18 protein-coding genes are annotated in these 17,505 nt (G+C 61.3%); 12 read left to right on the top strand and 6 right to left on the bottom strand.

The annotated features are described in order from the left end of the window. Positions 1-27 precede the first annotated feature (27 nt). The 3 genes from AC5STI_RS13575 to AC5STI_RS13565 form a co-directional block, all read right to left on the bottom strand. Positions 28-312, bottom strand: coding sequence for an SCP2 sterol-binding domain-containing protein (locus AC5STI_RS13575; RefSeq protein WP_495447041.1), 285 nt, complete (start codon positions 310-312; stop codon positions 28-30). Positions 313-391: 79 nt separating this feature from the next. Then, positions 392-856, bottom strand: a complete 465-nt coding sequence (locus tag AC5STI_RS13570) for a DUF1810 domain-containing protein (RefSeq protein ID WP_495447040.1) — start codon at positions 854-856, stop codon at positions 392-394. Further along, positions 853-2,079 carry an argininosuccinate synthase gene (locus tag AC5STI_RS13565; RefSeq protein ID WP_008553676.1) on the bottom strand — a complete coding sequence of 409 codons (1,227 nt, stop codon included), beginning with the start codon at positions 2,077-2,079 and terminating at the stop codon, positions 853-855. Before AC5STI_RS13565 ends, AC5STI_RS13570 begins: the two co-directional genes overlap by 4 nt. A 23-nt stretch (positions 2,080-2,102) precedes the next feature. Between AC5STI_RS13565 and AC5STI_RS13560 the strand changes: the two genes are divergently transcribed. Then, on the top strand, positions 2,103-2,978 hold the full coding sequence (locus tag AC5STI_RS13560) for a hypothetical protein (protein WP_495447039.1): 876 nt from the start codon (positions 2,103-2,105) through the stop codon (positions 2,976-2,978). A gap of 72 nt (positions 2,979-3,050) precedes the next feature. After that, positions 3,051-4,277 (top strand): threonine ammonia-lyase IlvA, encoded by a 1,227-nt coding sequence (ilvA, locus tag AC5STI_RS13555; RefSeq protein WP_495447038.1) that lies wholly within the window; start codon positions 3,051-3,053, stop codon positions 4,275-4,277. Between the two features lie 15 nt (positions 4,278-4,292). On the opposite strand, the gene AC5STI_RS13550 is transcribed toward ilvA, so the two are convergent. Continuing rightward, positions 4,293-4,616: an Hpt domain-containing protein gene (locus tag AC5STI_RS13550; protein WP_475048469.1), complete on the bottom strand. Its 324-nt coding sequence runs from the start codon at positions 4,614-4,616 to the stop codon at positions 4,293-4,295. A gap of 187 nt (positions 4,617-4,803) precedes the next feature. On the opposite strand from AC5STI_RS13550, the gene AC5STI_RS13545 reads away from it, so the two are divergent. Next, entirely contained in the window at positions 4,804-6,057 is a 1,254-nt protein-coding gene (locus tag AC5STI_RS13545; RefSeq protein WP_475053049.1) for a PP2C family protein-serine/threonine phosphatase, read from the top strand. Positions 6,058-6,136: 79 nt separating this feature from the next. Here AC5STI_RS13545 and AC5STI_RS13540 read toward each other — a convergent pair whose 3' ends face one another. Then, positions 6,137-6,580, bottom strand: a complete 444-nt coding sequence (locus tag AC5STI_RS13540) for an NUDIX hydrolase (RefSeq protein WP_495447037.1) — start codon at positions 6,578-6,580, stop codon at positions 6,137-6,139. Positions 6,581-6,657: 77 nt separating this feature from the next. On the opposite strand from AC5STI_RS13540, the gene hslO reads away from it, so the two are divergent. The 8 genes from hslO (at position 6,658) to AC5STI_RS13500 (ending at position 15,996) form a co-directional block, all read left to right on the top strand. Continuing rightward, on the top strand, positions 6,658-7,644 hold the full coding sequence (hslO, locus tag AC5STI_RS13535) for an Hsp33 family molecular chaperone HslO (RefSeq protein WP_475048467.1): 987 nt from the start codon (positions 6,658-6,660) through the stop codon (positions 7,642-7,644). Then, the gene (locus tag AC5STI_RS13530; RefSeq protein ID WP_495447036.1) at positions 7,619-8,245 is read left to right on the top strand and encodes a CoA pyrophosphatase; all 627 of its coding nucleotides are present in this window, start codon (positions 7,619-7,621) and stop codon (positions 8,243-8,245) included. The genes hslO and AC5STI_RS13530 overlap by 26 nt, the downstream gene beginning before the upstream one ends. Then, positions 8,245-9,396, top strand: coding sequence for a CCA tRNA nucleotidyltransferase (locus AC5STI_RS13525; RefSeq protein ID WP_495447035.1), 1,152 nt, complete (start codon positions 8,245-8,247; stop codon positions 9,394-9,396). The genes AC5STI_RS13530 and AC5STI_RS13525 overlap by 1 nt, the downstream gene beginning before the upstream one ends. Before the next feature lie 214 nt (positions 9,397-9,610). After that, positions 9,611-11,449: an ABC transporter ATP-binding protein gene (locus AC5STI_RS13520; protein ID WP_495447034.1), complete on the top strand. Its 1,839-nt coding sequence runs from the start codon at positions 9,611-9,613 to the stop codon at positions 11,447-11,449. After that, positions 11,446-13,290, top strand: coding sequence for an ABC transporter ATP-binding protein (locus AC5STI_RS13515; RefSeq protein WP_495447033.1), 1,845 nt, complete (start codon positions 11,446-11,448; stop codon positions 13,288-13,290). The genes AC5STI_RS13520 and AC5STI_RS13515 overlap by 4 nt, the downstream gene beginning before the upstream one ends. 54 nt (positions 13,291-13,344) lie before the next feature. Beyond that, on the top strand, positions 13,345-14,592 hold the full coding sequence (locus tag AC5STI_RS13510; protein ID WP_495447032.1) for a class I SAM-dependent RNA methyltransferase: 1,248 nt from the start codon (positions 13,345-13,347) through the stop codon (positions 14,590-14,592). Positions 14,593-14,611: 19 nt separating this feature from the next. Next, positions 14,612-15,403, top strand: coding sequence for an ion transporter (locus AC5STI_RS13505; RefSeq protein ID WP_495447031.1), 792 nt, complete (start codon positions 14,612-14,614; stop codon positions 15,401-15,403). Positions 15,404-15,468: 65 nt separating this feature from the next. Further along, complete coding sequence (locus AC5STI_RS13500) at positions 15,469-15,996, top strand: L,D-transpeptidase family protein (protein ID WP_495447030.1); 528 nt, start codon at positions 15,469-15,471, stop codon at positions 15,994-15,996. A gap of 105 nt (positions 15,997-16,101) precedes the next feature. Here the strand turns inward: AC5STI_RS13500 and dalA are convergent, their stop codons facing one another. Next, positions 16,102-16,584, bottom strand: a complete 483-nt coding sequence (dalA, locus tag AC5STI_RS13495; protein ID WP_495447029.1) for a divisome-associated lipoprotein DalA — start codon at positions 16,582-16,584, stop codon at positions 16,102-16,104. Between the two features lie 170 nt (positions 16,585-16,754). On the opposite strand from dalA, the gene AC5STI_RS13490 reads away from it, so the two are divergent. Continuing rightward, positions 16,755-17,372 carry a L,D-transpeptidase gene (locus AC5STI_RS13490; protein WP_495447028.1) on the top strand — a complete coding sequence of 206 codons (618 nt, stop codon included), beginning with the start codon at positions 16,755-16,757 and terminating at the stop codon, positions 17,370-17,372. Positions 17,373-17,505: the final 133 nt, after the last annotated feature.

The following is a 17,505-nucleotide window of genomic DNA, read 5'->3' as shown; positions in this document are numbered from 1 at the left end:
GGATTACTAGGAGCAAGAGGAAGACGATCAGCCGATCAGCTTGCTCAGTTTCATGGCGACGCCCATATCGCCGGACACCTTGATCTTGCCCATCATCACCGCGGTCATCGGGTTCAGCTTGCCGGCGAGCAGCTTTTGCAGGTTGTCTGCGGACAGGCGCAGCGTGCAGTCGGTGTCCCGGTCCAGGGTTGTGGCGTCCCCCTGCGAGAGCACGATGACGCCGTCACCGCCGCAATCGAATTTCAGCGAACCGTCGAATGTTTTTCCCGCCAGCCCGGTGCGAATGCCTGCTGCGATATCTTCAAGTGCCATGGTGTCCTCCCTTGCCTGACGTGAGCGTTAGGCAGGCAGGGCGGTCCGGGCAATACTGACCAAGGGGGAAGCGGGCGGATTACCCGCCGGCAAGCGCGTGCTGGGTGAGAGGGCAGGGCTGGCCATCATAGAAGGTATCAAGCACCTGCTGAAACTCTGCAGGCGCGCCGGGCACAGCGGCAAACAGTGTCATTGAGGAGCGCAGTTTCTTGGCATCAATGCCGCCGAGGATCTGCTCAGGCGCCTTGTCCCTATGGGACAGCATCAGCTGGCTGACCTTCACCAAGCGGGCGCGCAGTTTCTCGTGGTTCAGATAGGCGGTGGCCTCCGACAGGTCCTCGATCCCGTAAAGCTGCGCCATGTGGGAACGGCCAAGCTCGGCCAGCTGGGGAAAGACGAACCACATCCAGTGGCTCGTCTTGTGCCCTGCAGAGAGTTCGCTCAGGACAGCCGCCCAGACGGTGTCCTGAGCCTCGACGAACATGTCCAGCTCTTCCGCGAAATCGTCCTCGAAATCGCCGTCTATGCCGTCTCGGTCACTCACTTCTTGATCCGGCGCTCGCGTGCGGCCAGCAGCTTGAGGCGCAGTGCGTTCAGCTGGATGAAGCCTGCGGCGTCCTTCTGGTCGTAGGCGCCGGCGTCTTCTTCAAAGGTCACATGCGCTTCGGAGTAGAGCGAGTTGTCCGACCAGCGGCCAACGGTGGAGGCCAGGCCCTTGTAAAGCTTCACGCGCACGGTGCCGGAGACGAACTCCTGGCTCTTGTCGATGGCGGCCTGCAGCATTTCGCGCTCGGGGCTGTACCAGAAGCCGTTGTAGATCAGCTCTGCGTACTGCGGCATCAGCTGGTCCTTCAGGTGCATTGCACCGCGGTCCATGGTGATGGATTCGATACCGCGGTGGGCTTCCAGCAGGATGGTGCCGCCCGGGGTCTCGTAGATGCCGCGGGACTTCATGCCGACGAACCGGCCTTCGACCAGGTCGAGGCGGCCGATGCCATGCTTGCGGCCGTATTCATTGAGTTCGGTCAGGATGGTGGCCGGGCTCATCGCTTCGCCGTTGATGCTGACCGCGTCGCCCTTCTCAAACCCGATCTCGATGTATTCGGGGGTGTCGGGTGCTTCTTCCGGGTGCACGGTGCGCTGGTAGACGTAATCGGGCGCTTCCTGCGCCGGGTCTTCCAGTACTTTGCCCTCGGAGGAGGTGTGCAGGAGGTTTGCATCGACCGAGAAGGGGGCCTCGCCGCGCTTGTCCTTGGCAACGGGGATCTGGTGCGCTTCGGCGAATTCCAGCAGTTTGGTGCGGGACGTCAGGTCCCACTCGCGCCAGGGCGCGATCACCTTGATGTCGGGATTCAGAGCGTAGGCGGCCAGTTCGAAGCGGACCTGGTCGTTGCCCTTACCGGTGGCGCCGTGGGCCACGGCGTCGGCGCCGGTCGCCTCAGCAATCTCCACCAGGCGTTTGGAGATCAGCGGGCGGGCGATGGAGGTGCCCAGCAGGTAGAGGCCCTCGTAAACCGCATTGGCGCGGAACATCGGGAACACGAAGTCGCGGACAAATTCCTCGCGCACATCCTCTATGAAGATGTTTTCCGGCTTGATGCCCAGCATTTCCGCTTTCTTGCGGGCGGGCTCCAGCTCTTCACCCTGGCCGAGATCGGCGGTGAAGGTGACAACTTCGCAGCCGTATTCGGTCTGCAGCCATTTCAGGATGATTGAGGTGTCGAGGCCGCCGGAATAGGCGAGCACAACTTTCTTGGGCGCGGACATGGAATTCCCTCTCAGGTCAGAACGTGTGGGGCGTAGCGGGTTTTGCCCGGAAGGGCAAGGATTTCCGGGGTTTTCTAATCAGCAGGACACGCTTAACGTGCGCAGCAAAACGGAAAGATCTTTTGGAGAATACCTCAATGAAGGGCTGGTCGATTTTCTCGCATTCCGTGAGCATGGTGCTGCGGAATTTCCAGGCTGCAATCCAGATATTCCTGGTCCCAACGCTGCTCGTGTTCGCAGTGGTGTTTGCCGTGGTCTATGCCGCCATACAGTCGGGGCTGGCACCGCAGGGGCAAGCCGTCAATGTGGCGCTGGGCAGTGTGCCTTCCGGCTTGCTGCTGCAAATGGCGGCGGTCTGGATCGTCGTCATGCTGATCAGCATCTGGGGTGTTGTCGCCTGGCACCGGTATGTGCTTCTGGAAGAGATGCCTGAAGGCTGGATTCCCCGGCTCCACACCTCCAATATCCTCATCTACTTTCTGCGAGCGGTCCAGCTGGTCATCGTTTCGGTGATTGCTCTGCTGGTGGTTGCCTTCATCGGCAGCGCGTTTGTTAAGGCCGCGGGGTTATTCGGGGCTGCCATCCTGATTGTGCTCTTTGTCGGCATCGCCCTGTTTCTGTCGCGGCTTCTGGTCATTCTCCCTGCTGCGGCAGTTGGCAGGCCATTCGGCCTGAGTGACGCATTGGAGGCTACCAAGGGCGCGGTTCCGGCGCTGTTTCTGCTTGGTGTGTGTGTGTTTCTTGCACAGCTCGCGGTGGAGCTGACGCTGTCGGCAGTTTCCGGAATCCCGGCCGTCTCGCTCGCACTGCAATTGGGATTTGCGGTCATGCTGAGCCTTCTGAACGTCAGCATCATGACCACGCTTTACGGCCATTACGTCGAAGGACGCCCGTTCTGATCACCGGTATTCTTATGTATGCTTGTCTCCCGCCTCTTGCCTTGGAGGCGGGCTTGCGCCACTGAAGGATACATGAGCGATTTCAAGACCCAGGCCCGCGCCGCCGAACAGGCGATGCGCGATGTGTTCCCCGCGACGCCGCTGCAGCGCAACGTGCATCTTTCCGAACGTTTCGGCGCCGACATCTACCTCAAGCGCGAGGACCTGAGCCCGGTCCGTTCCTACAAGATCCGCGGCGCGCTGAACGCGATGCGCAAGCAGCCGGATCAGGAGCTGTTCGTTTGCGCCTCGGCCGGGAACCATGCCCAGGGCGTCGCCTTCATGTGCCGCCACATGGGCAAGCGCGGCGTGATCTTCATGCCCGTCACCACGCCGCAACAGAAGATCCAGAAGACCCGGATGTTCGGCGGCGACAATATCGAGATTCACCTGGTCGGCGACTATTTCGACATCTGCCTGGCCGCCGCGCAGGAGTGGTGCGCGCAGGAAGGCGGGTATTTCCTGTCGCCTTTCGACGATGCCGATGTGATCGAAGGCCAGGCCTCCATCGCCGTGGAGATCGAGGAACAACTGGGCAAGCTGCCGGACCACGTCCTGTTGCCGGTGGGCGGCGGGGGCATGTCGGCAGGCGTCTCCTCCTGGTTCGGGGAAGAGGTGCACAGCCTGTTCGTGGAGCCGGAGGGCGGTGCTTGCCTGCGCGCAGCGCTGGCAGCCGGCAAGCCGGTGCCGCTGGACACCGTTGATACCTTTGTTGATGGCGCCGCGGTGGGGCGGATCGGCGACCTGCCGTTTGACATTCTGAAGGACGTGCCGCTGCCGGATGTGCTTGCAATTTCCGAGGACCGGATCTGCGCCACCATTATCGAGATGCTGAACGTCGAGGGCATCGTGCTGGAGCCGGCCGGCGCGCTGTCGGTCGAGGCGCTGCAGGATGTGCGCTCCTGGATTCGCGGCAAGACCGTGGTTTGCGTGACCTCCGGCGGGAACTTCGATTTCGAACGGCTGCCCGAGGTCAAGGAGCGGGCGCAGCGCTATTCCGGGGTGAAGAAATACTTCATCCTGCGGCTGCCGCAGCGGCCCGGCGCGTTGAAGGAATTTTTGGGCATCCTGGGTCCTGAGGACGACATCGCCCGTTTCGAGTACATGAAAAAATCGGCCCGCAACTTCGGCTCTGTCCTGATCGGGATTGAAACCAAGCGGCCGGAAAATTTTGAGCAGCTGTTTGCGAGGCTGGATGCGGCTGGGATGACTTATACAGACATCACCCGGGACGAAACGCTTGCGCAGTTCGTGATCTGAGGTCCGTCGCAGGGATCAGAATTTTTCCGACATGCCTGTCAGGAAGGCGGACTTGGAAGCCTGAAATTCGGCAATGATGGCGGGGATGTCGACACCTTCCGCGCCACCCTGTGCGGATTTTCTCTCACCGTCCAGGCAAAGCGCAGAAAAATCCGCAAAGCCAAGGTTCAGCGCGCTGCCTTTCAGGAAATGCAGGTCCTGTTCAAGCTGCTTGCGGTCGCCGCCTCGCAGTTTTCCAATAACTTCTTCGACTTCTTCAAGAAAGATTTCAACAACTTCCTCGAAATCCTCTGCACCCACTTCTTCGCGCAGCTCGGTCACGCGCGGCCAGTCAATCATGTGTCTTGTCCCTACGATCAGTCGCCATGCGCGATTTCTTAAGTTGCTTGCAGTAAAGATATAGTGAAATAAAGGGGGAAGCTCAAATTTTAGGTTTCACCGCCTGTTAAATTTCTGGACCGATAGTATCACAAGACTGTCTGATTATGCCATTTGTGAGGTGCCTTCGGTGCTGCCAGAAAGTTCGATGGACAACGAGGACCACACAGTGGCCGGATCAATACGCCGTGTGCTGGTTGTCGATGACAGCCGCCTGCAGAGACGCATCCTTGTGGCCTCACTCAAGAAATGGGGGTTTGAGGTCGTCGAAGCCGAGAGCGGCGAGGCAGCGATGGAGATCTGCCAGGCGGAAACGCCGGATCTGATCCTTAGCGACTGGATGATGCCGGGCATGAACGGGCTGGAGTTCTGCCGCGCATTCCGGGCCCGCTCCAGCGAGGATTACGCCTATTTCATTCTGCTGACTTCCAAGAGCGAAAAGAACGAAGTTGCCGAGGGGCTTGACGCCGGCGCCGATGACTTCCTGACCAAACCGGTGAGCTCTGACGAACTGCGTGCGCGCATTTCCGCGGGCGAGCGGATCCTGCGGATGCAGCGGGAGCTGTCAGAGAAGAACCGGATCGTCTCTGAAACCCTGGGTGAGCTGCAGCGGGTGTATGATGCGATCGACAAGGACCTGATCCAGGCCCGCAAAATCCAGGAATCGCTGGTGCCGGAGCTGTCTAAGACCTTTGGCTCCTCTACTGTCAGCCTGCTGCTGAAACCCTGCGGGCACATCGGCGGGGACCTGGTTGGCATGTTCTCTCCGGGCGTTAACCGTATCGGATTCTACTCCATCGACGTTTCCGGCCACGGCATCACCTCCGCGATGATGACGGCGCGGCTCGGCGGCTATCTGTCTTCCAACTACTTCGACCAGAATGTCGGGATGGAGAAGCGGTTCAACCGTTTTTATGCACTGCGCCAGCCGGAAGAGGTTGCCAGCCTGCTGAATGCTCGTCTGATCGCCGATACCGGTATCGAAGAATACTTCACCATGGCCTATTGCATTGCCGATCTGCGCAGCGGTGTCATCAAAATGGTGCAGGCCGGCCACCCGCATCCGTTGCTGCTGCGCAAGAGCGGCGAGATGGAATTTATCGGCAAAGGCGGCGTGCCGGTGGGTCTGGTGCCGGACATCGGCTACAGCCAGGAAGAATTCACAATGGAACGCGGCGACCGCCTGCTGCTTTTCTCCGACGGTTTCACCGAGGCTCGGCTGGAAGACGGTTCCATGCTGGAACCGGAGGGCCTGCTTGAGCTTGTGGAGAAATGCGGCTCTGACCAGAGCGGCAAGGAATTCCTGGACGACCTTTATTGGCACCTGACCCAGGTCATGAGCAAGGAACACGGGCTGGAGGATGACGTCTCAGCCACGTTGTTCGAATACCAGGGCCCCTGAACCTGACTCAGCGGCTGTCCAAAGATGTCCCGGCCGCGGCTGGGATTTTGTGCATTTGGGCGATAGGTTTGGACATATTTCACAGGCGTGCGGCCAACTGGGTGGCAAAATGGCGGTCGCCGGCGTTGCCAAGCCGAATGGCAGCCTCTTGCGGGTCAATCCACAGCGCTTCATGCCCCTTCTCCAACGGCGGACCGAGGCGGCGCAGCGGACGGGCCATGTAAATATGGCACAGCTTCTCGGCCCACAGGTCGTATTCCGGCATATAGGCAAAACGCCGGAACACCCCCACCTTCCGCGGTGCAGAGATCTTCCAGCCGGTTTCTTCATAAACCTCGCGGTGCAGCGCAGGGATCGGCGATTCGCCAGGGTCGATACCGCCGCCCGGCAGCTGCAAATCGGGGTGCGGGTCATACTGGCAAGTGATCAGCAGCTTACCGTCGCGCGGCAGGAGCGCATAAGCTCCAGGCCGAATCCGGTAGCGCTGGCCCTTTTGCGGGGTGTCGCCAAAACGTCTGATCACGGGCCGGCCCCTTCACTCCAGTATCAATTCTCCTATATAGCCCCGGTATGCCAATCCCCGGCGCATAAGGAAACCCCATGACCATTGGTTCGAAAATCGCGTGGGACGACACCGTCCTGCCCTTCCAGCTTGATGCATCCGACATGCGCGGCCGCGTGGCGCGGCTGGACGGCGTGCTGGATGGTATTCTGAAACAGCATGACTATCCGCCAGTGGTTGAGGCGCTGGTCGCCGAGATGGCGCTGCTGACGGCGCTGATCGGCCAGACCATCTCGCTGCGCTGGAAACTCTCGCTTCAGGTGCAGTCCAAAGGCGCGGTGCGGATGATTGCCACAGATTACTATGCGCCCCAGAAAGAGGGTGAAATCGGCCAGATCCGTGCCTATGCCAGCTTTGACCGAGACCGGCTGACCGATGGCGACCCGTTCGAACAGGTGGGCGAAGGGTATTTTGCGATCCTGATAGACCAGGGCAATGGCACCCAGCCCTACCAGGGCATCACCCCGCTGGCCCAAGGCTCGCTGAGCGCCTGCGCCGAAGCCTACTTTGCCCAATCGGAACAGCTGCCGACCATGTTCAAGCTGAGCTTTGGCAAATCGGCCGAACCTGGCGTGCCCGAGCACTGGCGCGCAGGCGGCGTGATGCTGCAGAGCATGCCCAAGGCGTCGCCCTTCGCGGCCCAGGGCGAAGGAACGGGTGACGTTCTGCAGGCTTCCGATCTGGTGACCGGGGACGAGGAAGAGAACTGGAACCGGGTCACCATGCTGCTGAATACGGTGGAAGACCTGGAACTGATCGGCCCGTCGGTCACGCCCACCGATCTGCTGGTCCGATTGTTTCACGAGGAACAACCGCGGGTCTATGACTTCCAGCCGGTGCGTTTCGGCTGCACCTGCTCGGAAGACCGCGTGCGCCAAAGCCTGTCGATCTACTCCGCCAAGGACATCGAGAAGATGACCACGGATGAGGGCCGGGTGACCGCGGACTGCCAGTTCTGCGGCGCGCACTATGATCTGGACCCAGCGTCGCTGGGGTTTGATGCGGAAAACCCGCCCAGTGAGTGAGGCCGCGCAGGATCTCATCGGAACCATCACTGCCGCGCTGAAGCTTCAGGGCGGCGGTTCTTCCGATTTTGACCTCAATCCTGGCACGGTGCTGCCGGAGGGGCGCAAGCTGCGGGATGCCGGGGTGCTGGTGCCGGTCTCCATCGCCTCCGGCGCGCCCCGGCTGATCCTGACCAAACGGTCCTCGGCGCTCAAACACCATCCAGGCCAGATCGCCTTTCCCGGCGGCAAGGTGGATGAGGGCGACAAGGACGCTTGCGCCGCAGCGCTGCGCGAGGCCTGGGAGGAAATCGGCCTGCCGCAAGATCTGCCTGAGATCCTCGGCTGCCTTCCGGAGCATGAGACAGTGACTGGGTTCTCCGTGACCCCGGTGGTTGCGCTGATCCGGGAAGAGTTCGCTGCGCGCCCGGAAGCAGGGGAAGTGGCCGAAGTCTTTTCCGTGCCGCTAAGACACGTTCTGAATACGGAAAACTACATCATCGAATCGCGCCGTTGGCGCGGGACCCGCCGACGCTATTATACCGTACCCTATGGGCCCTATTACATTTGGGGCGCCACCGCGCGGATGTTGCGCGGTTTTGCGGCACGGATGGAAAGCTGATGCGGATTGACCAGCCCTGGCTGAAGAACAAGGCAACTCAGGCGGTGTGCGAGGCTGTCACGGCGGATGGTGCGCAGGTGCTGTTTGTCGGCGGATGCGTGCGCAATTCACTGCTGTGCGAGCCTGTCTCCGATATGGATATCGCCACCGATGCGCGGCCGGAGCAAGTGATGGAGCTCGCCGCCCGCGCCGGCATCAAGGCGGTGCCGACCGGGATCGACCACGGCACTGTGACGCTGGTCAAAGACGGCATCCCGCATGAGATCACCACCTTCCGCAAGGATGTCGAGACCGACGGCCGCCGGGCTGTGGTCGCGTTTTCAACCGAAATCACTGAGGACGCCCGTCGCCGTGATTTCACCATGAACGCGATATATGCGCGCCCGGACGGGGAAGTGGTCGATCCGCTGGGCGGCCTGGCGGATCTGACCAAGCGCCGGGTACGGTTCATCGGCACCGCGGAAAACCGCATCCGCGAAGATTACCTGCGCAGCTTACGCTATTTCCGCTTTCACGCCTGGTATGGCGACCACTCAGAGGGATTCGATCCGGATGCGCTGGCGGCGATTGCGGCCAACCTGGACGGTCTGGCATCACTCTCCAAGGAACGCGTCGGGGCAGAGCTGTTGAAGCTTCTGACCGCCCCCAATCCTGCGCCGTCTGTCGCAGCAATGCGGCAGGTCGGCGTCTTGGCTCAAATTTTGCCTGGCGCCGATGACCGCGCCCTGGCACCGCTGATTCATCTGGAGGCGGGGCGTCCGGCGTACGGCATCCGGCGTCTCGCCGCGCTGGGCGGTGATGGTCTGCAGGAGGCCCTGCGGCTGAGCAAGGCTAAGGCCTCACATCTGAACGCAATCCGGAACGCCGCGACTGGTACAGCGGGGGCAGGGGAGCTGGGATACCGGCTCGGTACGGAGAAAGCGCTGGATGCACTGCTGTTGCGCGCTGCGCTGCTGGAACAGCCGTTTCGCACTGATTTAGAGACTGAAATCGCGCTGGGCGCGGAAGCGGTTTTCCCGGTGAAAGCCCGCGATCTGTTGCCGGATCTGCAAGGGCCGGCGCTGGGCGCGGCGGTAAAAAAACTGGAAGCGGACTGGATCGCGTCCGGGTTCACGCTCAGCCGCGAAGAGCTGCTGAGCACTTTCCGCTGACAAGAGGTGGCAGCAGCGTCACAACCTTTGGGGGTGACAAAACGGCAAATCTTGCGTACCCATGGGGCAGCCACCACATGACGGAGGAATGCTGATGTATTACGGGATCTGGTTTCTCTAACGCCTGAGACCTTGCCCCGTTTGACGTGGGAGCCTTGGGCTGCCCGCTGTCTTCATCTGTATTCCGATTTGCTCAAATGCCTGGAGCACCCGCATGTTTCGCTTTTTTGAAAACCTCATTGACCCTTATTGCGCCTACCCGGAAACCAACACGCCTCCGACGCGGCTGTGGCCGTTCCTGCGCGACTATTCCAAACCGTTCAAAAGCGTCTTCATTCTGACTGCGCTGATGTCGGTCGTGGTCGCCGGGATTGAAGTTGGGCTGATTTACTACATGGGCCGCATCGTCGACCTGATGTCGGGCACCCCGTCCGAGGTCTGGGAGGCGCATGGCACCGAGCTGATCCTGGTGGCCCTGTTCATCCTGCTGCTGCGTCCGGTGATCCAGCTTCTGGACGTTGCGCTGCTGAACAATGCCATCCTGCCGAACTATGGCACCCTGATCCGCTGGCGGGCGCACAAGCACGTGCTGCGCCAGTCGGTGGGATGGTTCGAGAACGATTTTGCCGGCCGGATTGCCAACAGGATCATGCAAACCCCGCCCGCTGCGGGCGAGGTGGTCTTTCAGGTGTTTGACGCCATCACCTTCTCGCTGGCCTACCTGGTGGGTGCGGCAGTGCTGCTGTGGGTTGCCGATGTGCGTCTGATGCTGCCTCTGGCAGTCTGGTTTGTCCTCTACGCGCTTCTGGTGATGTGGACGGTCAAGCGGGTCGGCCCGGCCAGCCAGGCGTCGTCCGACGCGCGCTCCACTGTGACGGGACGGGTTGTCGACAGCTATTCCAACATCCACTCGGTCAAGATGTTTGCCCATCACGACCGGGAGCTGACCTATGCCCGCGATGCGATCGAGAACACCCGCAAGACATTCCAGACGGAGATGCGCATCTTCACCATCATGGATGCCACGCTGGTTACGCTGAACGGTCTGCTGATCGTCGGTGTGGTCGGCTGGGCGGTGATGCTGTGGATGCAGGGCACGGCTTCGGTGGGTCTGGTGGCGGCCGCCACGGCGCTAACCCTGCGGCTCAACGCGATGACCGGCTGGATCATGTGGGCGCTGACCTCCTTCTTCCGCCAATTGGGGGTTGTGGCCGAGGGGATGGAGACTATTGCCCAGCCCATCGACCTGGTGGATGCCGCCAATGCGGAGCCGCTGCGGCTCACCAAGGGCGAGATCGAGCTGCGCAACCTCTCGCATCACTACGGGCGCGAGGCAGGCGGACTCGACCGGATCAGCCTGACCATCCAGCCGGGGGAGAAGATCGGCCTGATCGGACGCTCTGGCGCTGGCAAGTCGACCTTGGTGAAGCTGCTCTTGCGGTTCTACGACGCCGAAAGCGGCCAGATTCTGATCGACGGCCAGGACATCCGGGCGGTAACACAGGACAGCCTGCGCAGCCGTATCGGCATGGTCCAGCAGGACAGCGCGCTGATGCACCGCTCGGTGCGGGATAACCTGCTGTACGGACGTCCGGATGCAACAGAGGAGCAGATGATTGCCGCCGCCAATCAGGCACAGGCGCATGAGTTCATTCTGGATCTGGAGGACCCGCAGGGGCGCAAGGGGTATGACGCCCATGTGGGGGAGCGCGGGGTGAAACTGTCTGGCGGGCAGCGCCAGCGTGTGACCCTGGCTCGGGTGATCCTAAAGGATGCGCCGATCCTGGTGCTGGACGAGGCCACCTCGGCGCTGGACTCTGAAGTCGAGGCGGCGATTCAGGAAACCCTCTATGGCATGATGCAGGGCAAGACGGTAATCGCCATTGCACACCGGCTGTCCACTATCGCGCAGATGGACCGTATCCTGGTGATGGATCAGGGCCGTATAGTTGAAGAAGGCTCGCATGAGGCGCTATTGAAGGCGCAGGGGCTTTATGCGCAGCTTTGGGCACGCCAGTCCGGCGGCTTCCTGAACATCGAGGCAGCAGAATGAACATCGGCAACCTGATCGACGCCTTCCGCCCGGCAGAGGGTCCGCCGCCGCAGCGTCTGGGGGCCTTCCTGCGCTGGTGCCTGGCTGGTGCCTGGCCGATGCTGCTGCTGGCGGCGGCCTTTTCGGCACTGGCCGGCGGAATGGAAGCGGGCACCGCATTTATCCTGGGAATGGTCATTGACACCGCCATCGCCAGCGGGCCGGAGCAGTTCTTCTCGGCCGGCAATGTGGCGGTGATCACCTTGGCGCTGGGCTTCTTTCTGTTCGTGCGCCCGGTGCTGTTCGGCCTGTCCGCGGCCTCCAACGCCATTGTGGTGCAGCCCAATGTGAACCCGCTGGTGCTGTCGCGGCTGAACCGCTGGACTCTGGGTCAGTCGGTGCGGTTCTTCGACGATGATTTTGCTGGCCGGATCGCTCAGAAACAGATGCAGACGGCAACCGCCGTCACCTCCGTGACCACTGAGATGATCAATGTTGTGGCCTTTGCTCTAGCGTCTCTTGCCGGCTCTTTGGCCTTGTTAGGGTCTATTGACTGGCGCATTACCGGTGTGTTTCTGGTGTGGCTGATCGCCTATTTCGCGCTGATCCGCTGGTTTCTGCCGCGCATCCGTAAACGGTCCGGCGCACGGGCCGGGGCGCGGGCGATGGTGACCGGGCAGGTTGTCGACTCGATCACCAACATCAAGACGGTCAAGCTGTTTGCCCATGCCGACCACGAGGAACGCACCGCTCAGGACGCCATGGTGCGATTCCGCGACAAGTCGCTGCATTTCGGCTACCTCTCCGCGAGTTTCCGCTTCTGCCTCATGTGCCTCGCAGGCGTCCTGCCGGTGCTGCTGATCGGCGCGACGCTGTTTCTGTGGCAGTCGGGCACGGCGACCGAAGGCGACATCGTGGCGGCGGGCGCGGTCTCGATCCGTATCGCCCAGATGACCGGATGGGTCAGCTTTACGCTGATGGCGATCTACTCCAACGTGGGCGAGATCGAGAACGGCATGAAGACTCTGTCGGTCCGCGACCGGGTTGAGGACAAGCCCGATGCTAAACCGCTGCAGGTCAGCGAAGGAGAGATCGTCTTTGACCAGGTGGAGTTTGCCTATGGCCGTGATGTCGGCGGGGTGCAGGGGATCGACCTGACCATTCACCCAGGTGAAAAGCTGGGCATCGTCGGGGCCTCAGGGGCGGGGAAGTCGACGCTCGTGTCGCTGCTGCTCAGGCTTTATGACGGGGAGAATGGCCAGATTCTGATTGACGGTCAGGATATTGCCAAGGTGTCCCAGAACTCACTGCGCAGCCAGATCGGCATGGTCACCCAGGAAACCGCCATGTTCAACCGCTCGGCGCGGGAGAACATTCTCTATGGGCGGCCGGATGCCACTGAGGAAGAGCTGATCGCGGCGGCACAGAAGGCCGAGGCGCATGAATTCATCACCGAGCTGGAGGATGGCCAGGGCCGCACTGGCTATGACGCCTATCTTGGCGAGCGGGGTGTGAAACTGTCCGGCGGGCAGCGGCAGCGGATTGCGCTGGCGCGCGCCATTTTGAAGGATGCGCCCATTCTGGTTCTGGATGAGGCCACCTCGGCACTGGATTCTGAGGTTGAGGCCGCGATCCAGGCGGCTCTGCACCGGGTGATGGAAGGCAAAACGGTACTGGCGATCGCTCACCGTTTGTCGACGCTCAGCGAAATGGACCGGATCATCGTGATGGAGAAAGGCCGCATTGCCGAGAGCGGCGGCCATGACGAATTGCTGGCCAAGGGCGGGCTCTACGCCCAGTTCTGGGCGCGGCAGTCGGGCGGTTTCATCTGCACAGATGAGGAACAGGCGGCCGCTGAGTAACCCGGTTGGCGCATTTTGCTTTTGCTGGTCCCTGCGCCGCGCTATTGAGCCGCCATGACTGACGCAGCCAGAACCACAGCAACGATCAGCCGGCTGGGCCATCAAGGCGATGGCGTGGCCGATGGTCCCCTGTTTGCCCCGCGCACCCTGCCGGGCGAGATTGTCAGCGGTATTGCCGAGGGCAACCGTCTGACCAGCATCCGTATCGAGACGCCTTCGGAACACCGGGTGCAGCCGCCCTGCCGCCACTACAAGTCCTGCGGCGGCTGCCAGCTGCAGCACGCCAGCGACAGCTTTGTGGCGGATTGGAAAACGGATGTGGTGCGCAATGCCCTGAGTGCGCAGGGGCTGGAGACGGAATTCCGGCCCATCCACACTTCGCCACCGAAGTCCCGTCGCCGCGCAACGCTGGCAGTGCGGCGCACCAAGAAAGGTGCGATGGCCGGGTTTCACGGGCAGGCGTCGGAGGTAATCACGGAAATTCCCGATTGTCAGCTGCTGGAACCCGCCTTGATGGCGGCAATTCCCGTGGCCGAGGCTCTGGCCCTAGCCGGGGCCAGCCGTAAAACGCCGTTGGCGGTGACGGTCACCACGTCGGAAGTCGGCCTCGACATGCTGGTCAAGAACGGCAAGCCGCTGGACGGCCCGTTGCGGATCGAGCTGGCGCAGCTGGCCGAGAAGCACCGGATTGCCCGGCTGACCTGGGACGATGAGCCGGTGGCGATGGAGCAGCCGCCGGTTCAACCCTTCGGCCCGGCCCTGGTCTGCCCGCCGCCGGGTGCCTTTCTGCAGGCCACGCGGGAGGGCGAGGCTGCCCTCCTGGCCGGTGTGCTGGAGATCACCAAAGGCGCCAAGCGGATCGTCGATCTGTTTGCCGGCTGCGGCACCTTTGCGCTGCCTTTGGCGCAGGCTGCCGAGGTGCACGCGGTGGAGGGCGAGCGCGAAATGGTGGCGGCACTGGATGCCGGCTGGCGCAAGGCCAAGGGGCTGAAGAAGGTCACCACTGAAACCCGCGACCTGTTCCGCAACCCGCTGCTGCCGGAGGACTTGAACCCCTTCGGGGCCGCTTTCGATGCGGCGGTGATTGACCCGCCCCGGGCCGGTGCCGAAGCGCAGGTTGCGCAGCTGGCCAAGGCCCGCACGCTGGTGATCGCCTATGTTTCCTGCAACCCTGTGAGCTTTGCCCGCGATGCAAAGATTCTGGTTTCAGCAGGCTATAGCCTCGACTGGGTCCAGGCCGTTGACCAGTTCCGCTGGTCGGCCCATACCGAACTGGTTGCGCAGTTCACACTGAAAGACTGAAATGACGGATACCCGAGCGATGACACCAACCCAACGCCTGGCAGCGATTCTGGACAGTGACCTATTCGGCCGGTTCATCATCGCTGTCATCCTGGTCAACGCAGTGACTCTGGGGCTGGAGACGTCGCCAACAGTCATGGCCAGGGCCGGCGGGCTGATCCATCTGATCGACAATATCTGCCTGTCGATCTTCGTGGTGGAGATCCTGGCCAAGCTATTTGTGAGACGGCTGCGGTTTTTCCTGAGCGGCTGGAGCGTGTTCGACTTTGTGATTGTCGGCATCGCGCTGGCACCGGGTGCCCAAGGGCTTTCGGTTCTGCGGGCGCTGCGCATCCTGCGGGTACTGCGGGTGATCTCGGTCGCACCGCGGCTGCGCCGGGTGGTTGAGGGATTCATCACCGCGCTGCCCGGCATGGGCTCGGTATTTCTGCTCATGGCGATCATCTTCTACATCGGCGCGGTGATCTCTACCAAGCTGTTCGGCCAGGATTTTCCGGAATGGTTCGGCGACCTGGGCCTCAGCGCTTATTCGCTGTTCCAGATCATGACGCTGGAAAGCTGGTCGATGGGGATCGTAAGGCCTGTGATGGAAATGCATCCCTATGCCTGGGCCTTCTTCGTGCCCTTCATCATGGTCACCACATTTGCGGTGGTGAACCTGCTGGTCGGCCTGATCGTGAACTCGATGCAAGATGCGCACCACGAGGAGGAAGGCGAACGCACCGATGCCTACCGGGATGAAGTTCTAAGCCGCCTGGAGGCAATAGAGCAGAAAATTTCAGGCCTCTCAGAGCAAGACAGGAAAATGTGAATTTCCTTAAAGCCGGTTTCGCGGTATTGGCTGGTAAGAGGCAAACAAGAAAAACAGGCTTAACGATGGACAGAAGGGCATTCGGGTTCGGTGCTGCCGCAAGCCTTGCACTGGCGGGCTGCAGCAGGTCTGGCAGTGAGGTTAGCAGGTTTCAGTTCTACCAAGGCCCACCGGTAACTTCCGTTGTGATCAACAAAGGTGCGCGCAAAATGTACCTGCTGCACAACGAAGAGGTTCTGCGGGAATACGACGTCGATCTGGGCTTTGCTCCGCTGGGGCATAAGCAGTTCGAAGGTGACGGGAAAACCCCGGAAGGCACCTATGTTATCGACCGGCGGAATCCCAACAGCCGGTACCACCTGTCGGTGGGGATTTCCTATCCGAACACACGGGACCAAGCCAACGCGGCGGCTGCGGGCAAGCGCCCCGGCGGCGAGATATTCATCCATGGACAGCCGAAAGACCGCAAGGAGCGCAAGCGCGCGGCGCGGGTCAGCGATTGGACCGCGGGCTGTATCGCAGTGTCGAATGAAGAGATCGAAGAGATCTATGCCATGGTGCAGGACGGCACCACTATTGCCTTGAGGCCCTGAACCGCGGGCAGCTGGAAGTTCTCCCGCGCCTGCAGATGCACCGGCGGGGCCGGCACCTCTTGGCAGCCTTGGGCATTGCGCCGTGCTGACGCACGGCGCGCCGGCTCAGCTGCCCATTACCAGCGTCCACCAGATTTTTCCGTTCGGTTCTTGAAACCAGGAAAAGCCCATATTCGCGGCCTTCGGGTCCAGGATCACCGCGCGGGTTGCAGGCCGTTCCAGCCAGGCGGTCAGGGTCTGCTGCTCATTTTCATAAGTTTCCGAGATATTCTCGCCCAGCAGTTTACCGGTGTATCCCGCCCGCGTGACCCGGTCGAGCGGCGACGAGCCGTCGGAGCCGAAATGCCAGGGTCGGTTCTGAACCGACATATCACGCGAATGGGTCGCCGCCGCGGCGGTCAGTTCGGCGTTCAGTTGCACCGGTTGTGCACCCGCGGCCTGACGCAGCGCATTGACGGAATCGAGCATCCGGATCTGGACCTTGTCCGCATTGCGGATGCGGTAGCCGTTGCCGGAGTCCGTTGCGGGCGTACAGGCCGCCGCTGCGGTTAGAATGGCAGCAGCCAAAAGCAGAAAAACACGCTTCATATTTCTCTCATGCTCCGTCAGTTGCCCTTGCACTTATCCTTCCTGTGGCCCGGGTGCAAACGGAGCGGCAGAAATATGCGGACTTCAGCGACGGATTGGTTTGCGACTGCGGCTTTCCGGCCATAAACTGCCGCAACCCAGGATCCTGATTGCGCAAGTTGGAATGAGTCATGTCACGAATCCCATTTAATAACATCAGCAGACGGAACTTTCTTGCCGGCAGTGCTGCCCTGATTTCCTCTACCGCCCTAGCGCAAGAAGACACCGGAGATACTCAGCAGGCGTACGATCCGCTGCGGCCGCCGCCAGAGCCGGAGCCGCCGGTTCAGCGCAATATTTCCGCTTTCCGGGCCAAGACGTGGTCGCCGTATTTCGACAATTTGCGCAACGGCGCGATTCTTGTCGATATCGACAGCCGGGCGCTGCACTACTGGTCCGCGGATGGAGCCACCTATAAGCTGTTTCCTTCATCGGTGCCGCTGTCAGACGATCTGACACGCCGCGGCCGCACCAGGGTGGTGCGCAAGGTTGAAGGGCCCAGCTGGTCGCCGACGCCGAACATGCGCAAACGCAATCCGGAATGGCCTGCATATGTCCCGCCGGGTCCGGACAACCCGCTGGGCACACATGCGCTGTACCTCAGCTGGAAGTATTACCGGATCCACGGAACCCACGACACGCGCAAAATCGGGCGCAAATCTTCCAATGGCTGCATCGGGCTATACAACGAACACATCGCCGAGTTGTTCAGTCTGGCCAAAGTGGGCACACAGGTGTTGCTAATTTGACGCCACGGGAGCGGGCCCTAGCCTGTTAACTATAACAAGCAATTGCAATCGCGCGATTTTGCTGGTTAGAAAAAAATACGAGGTATGTCTTGGGTGCACGGATTCTAAATTTGTTCCGTGCAAATTCTGGAGG

Source organism: Leisingera sp. CC-HEC096 (assembly GCF_059429235.1).
Note: the sequence above shows the minus strand (reverse complement) of the source record. Positions and strands in the feature narration are given on the sequence as shown.

Coding starts and splice junctions, on each gene's coding strand:
- AC5STI_RS13575 (WP_495447041.1), bottom strand. CDS start 312: ATGGCACTTGAAGATATCGCAGCAGGCATTCGCACCGGGCTGGCGGGA.
- AC5STI_RS13520 (WP_495447034.1), top strand. CDS start 9,611: ATGTTTCGCTTTTTTGAAAACCTCATTGACCCTTATTGCGCCTACCCG.
- AC5STI_RS13500 (WP_495447030.1), top strand. CDS start 15,469: ATGGACAGAAGGGCATTCGGGTTCGGTGCTGCCGCAAGCCTTGCACTG.
- AC5STI_RS13515 (WP_495447033.1), top strand. CDS start 11,446: ATGAACATCGGCAACCTGATCGACGCCTTCCGCCCGGCAGAGGGTCCG.
- AC5STI_RS13490 (WP_495447028.1), top strand. CDS start 16,755: ATGTCACGAATCCCATTTAATAACATCAGCAGACGGAACTTTCTTGCC.
- AC5STI_RS13505 (WP_495447031.1), top strand. CDS start 14,612: ATGACACCAACCCAACGCCTGGCAGCGATTCTGGACAGTGACCTATTC.
- hslO (WP_475048467.1), top strand. CDS start 6,658: ATGACCATTGGTTCGAAAATCGCGTGGGACGACACCGTCCTGCCCTTC.
- ilvA (WP_495447038.1), top strand. CDS start 3,051: ATGAGCGATTTCAAGACCCAGGCCCGCGCCGCCGAACAGGCGATGCGC.
- dalA (WP_495447029.1), bottom strand. CDS start 16,584: ATGAAGCGTGTTTTTCTGCTTTTGGCTGCTGCCATTCTAACCGCAGCG.
- AC5STI_RS13565 (WP_008553676.1), bottom strand. CDS start 2,079: ATGTCCGCGCCCAAGAAAGTTGTGCTCGCCTATTCCGGCGGCCTCGAC.
- AC5STI_RS13525 (WP_495447035.1), top strand. CDS start 8,245: ATGCGGATTGACCAGCCCTGGCTGAAGAACAAGGCAACTCAGGCGGTG.
- AC5STI_RS13550 (WP_475048469.1), bottom strand. CDS start 4,616: ATGATTGACTGGCCGCGCGTGACCGAGCTGCGCGAAGAAGTGGGTGCA.
- AC5STI_RS13510 (WP_495447032.1), top strand. CDS start 13,345: ATGACTGACGCAGCCAGAACCACAGCAACGATCAGCCGGCTGGGCCAT.
- AC5STI_RS13530 (WP_495447036.1), top strand. CDS start 7,619: ATGCGGAAAACCCGCCCAGTGAGTGAGGCCGCGCAGGATCTCATCGGA.
- AC5STI_RS13545 (WP_475053049.1), top strand. CDS start 4,804: ATGGACAACGAGGACCACACAGTGGCCGGATCAATACGCCGTGTGCTG.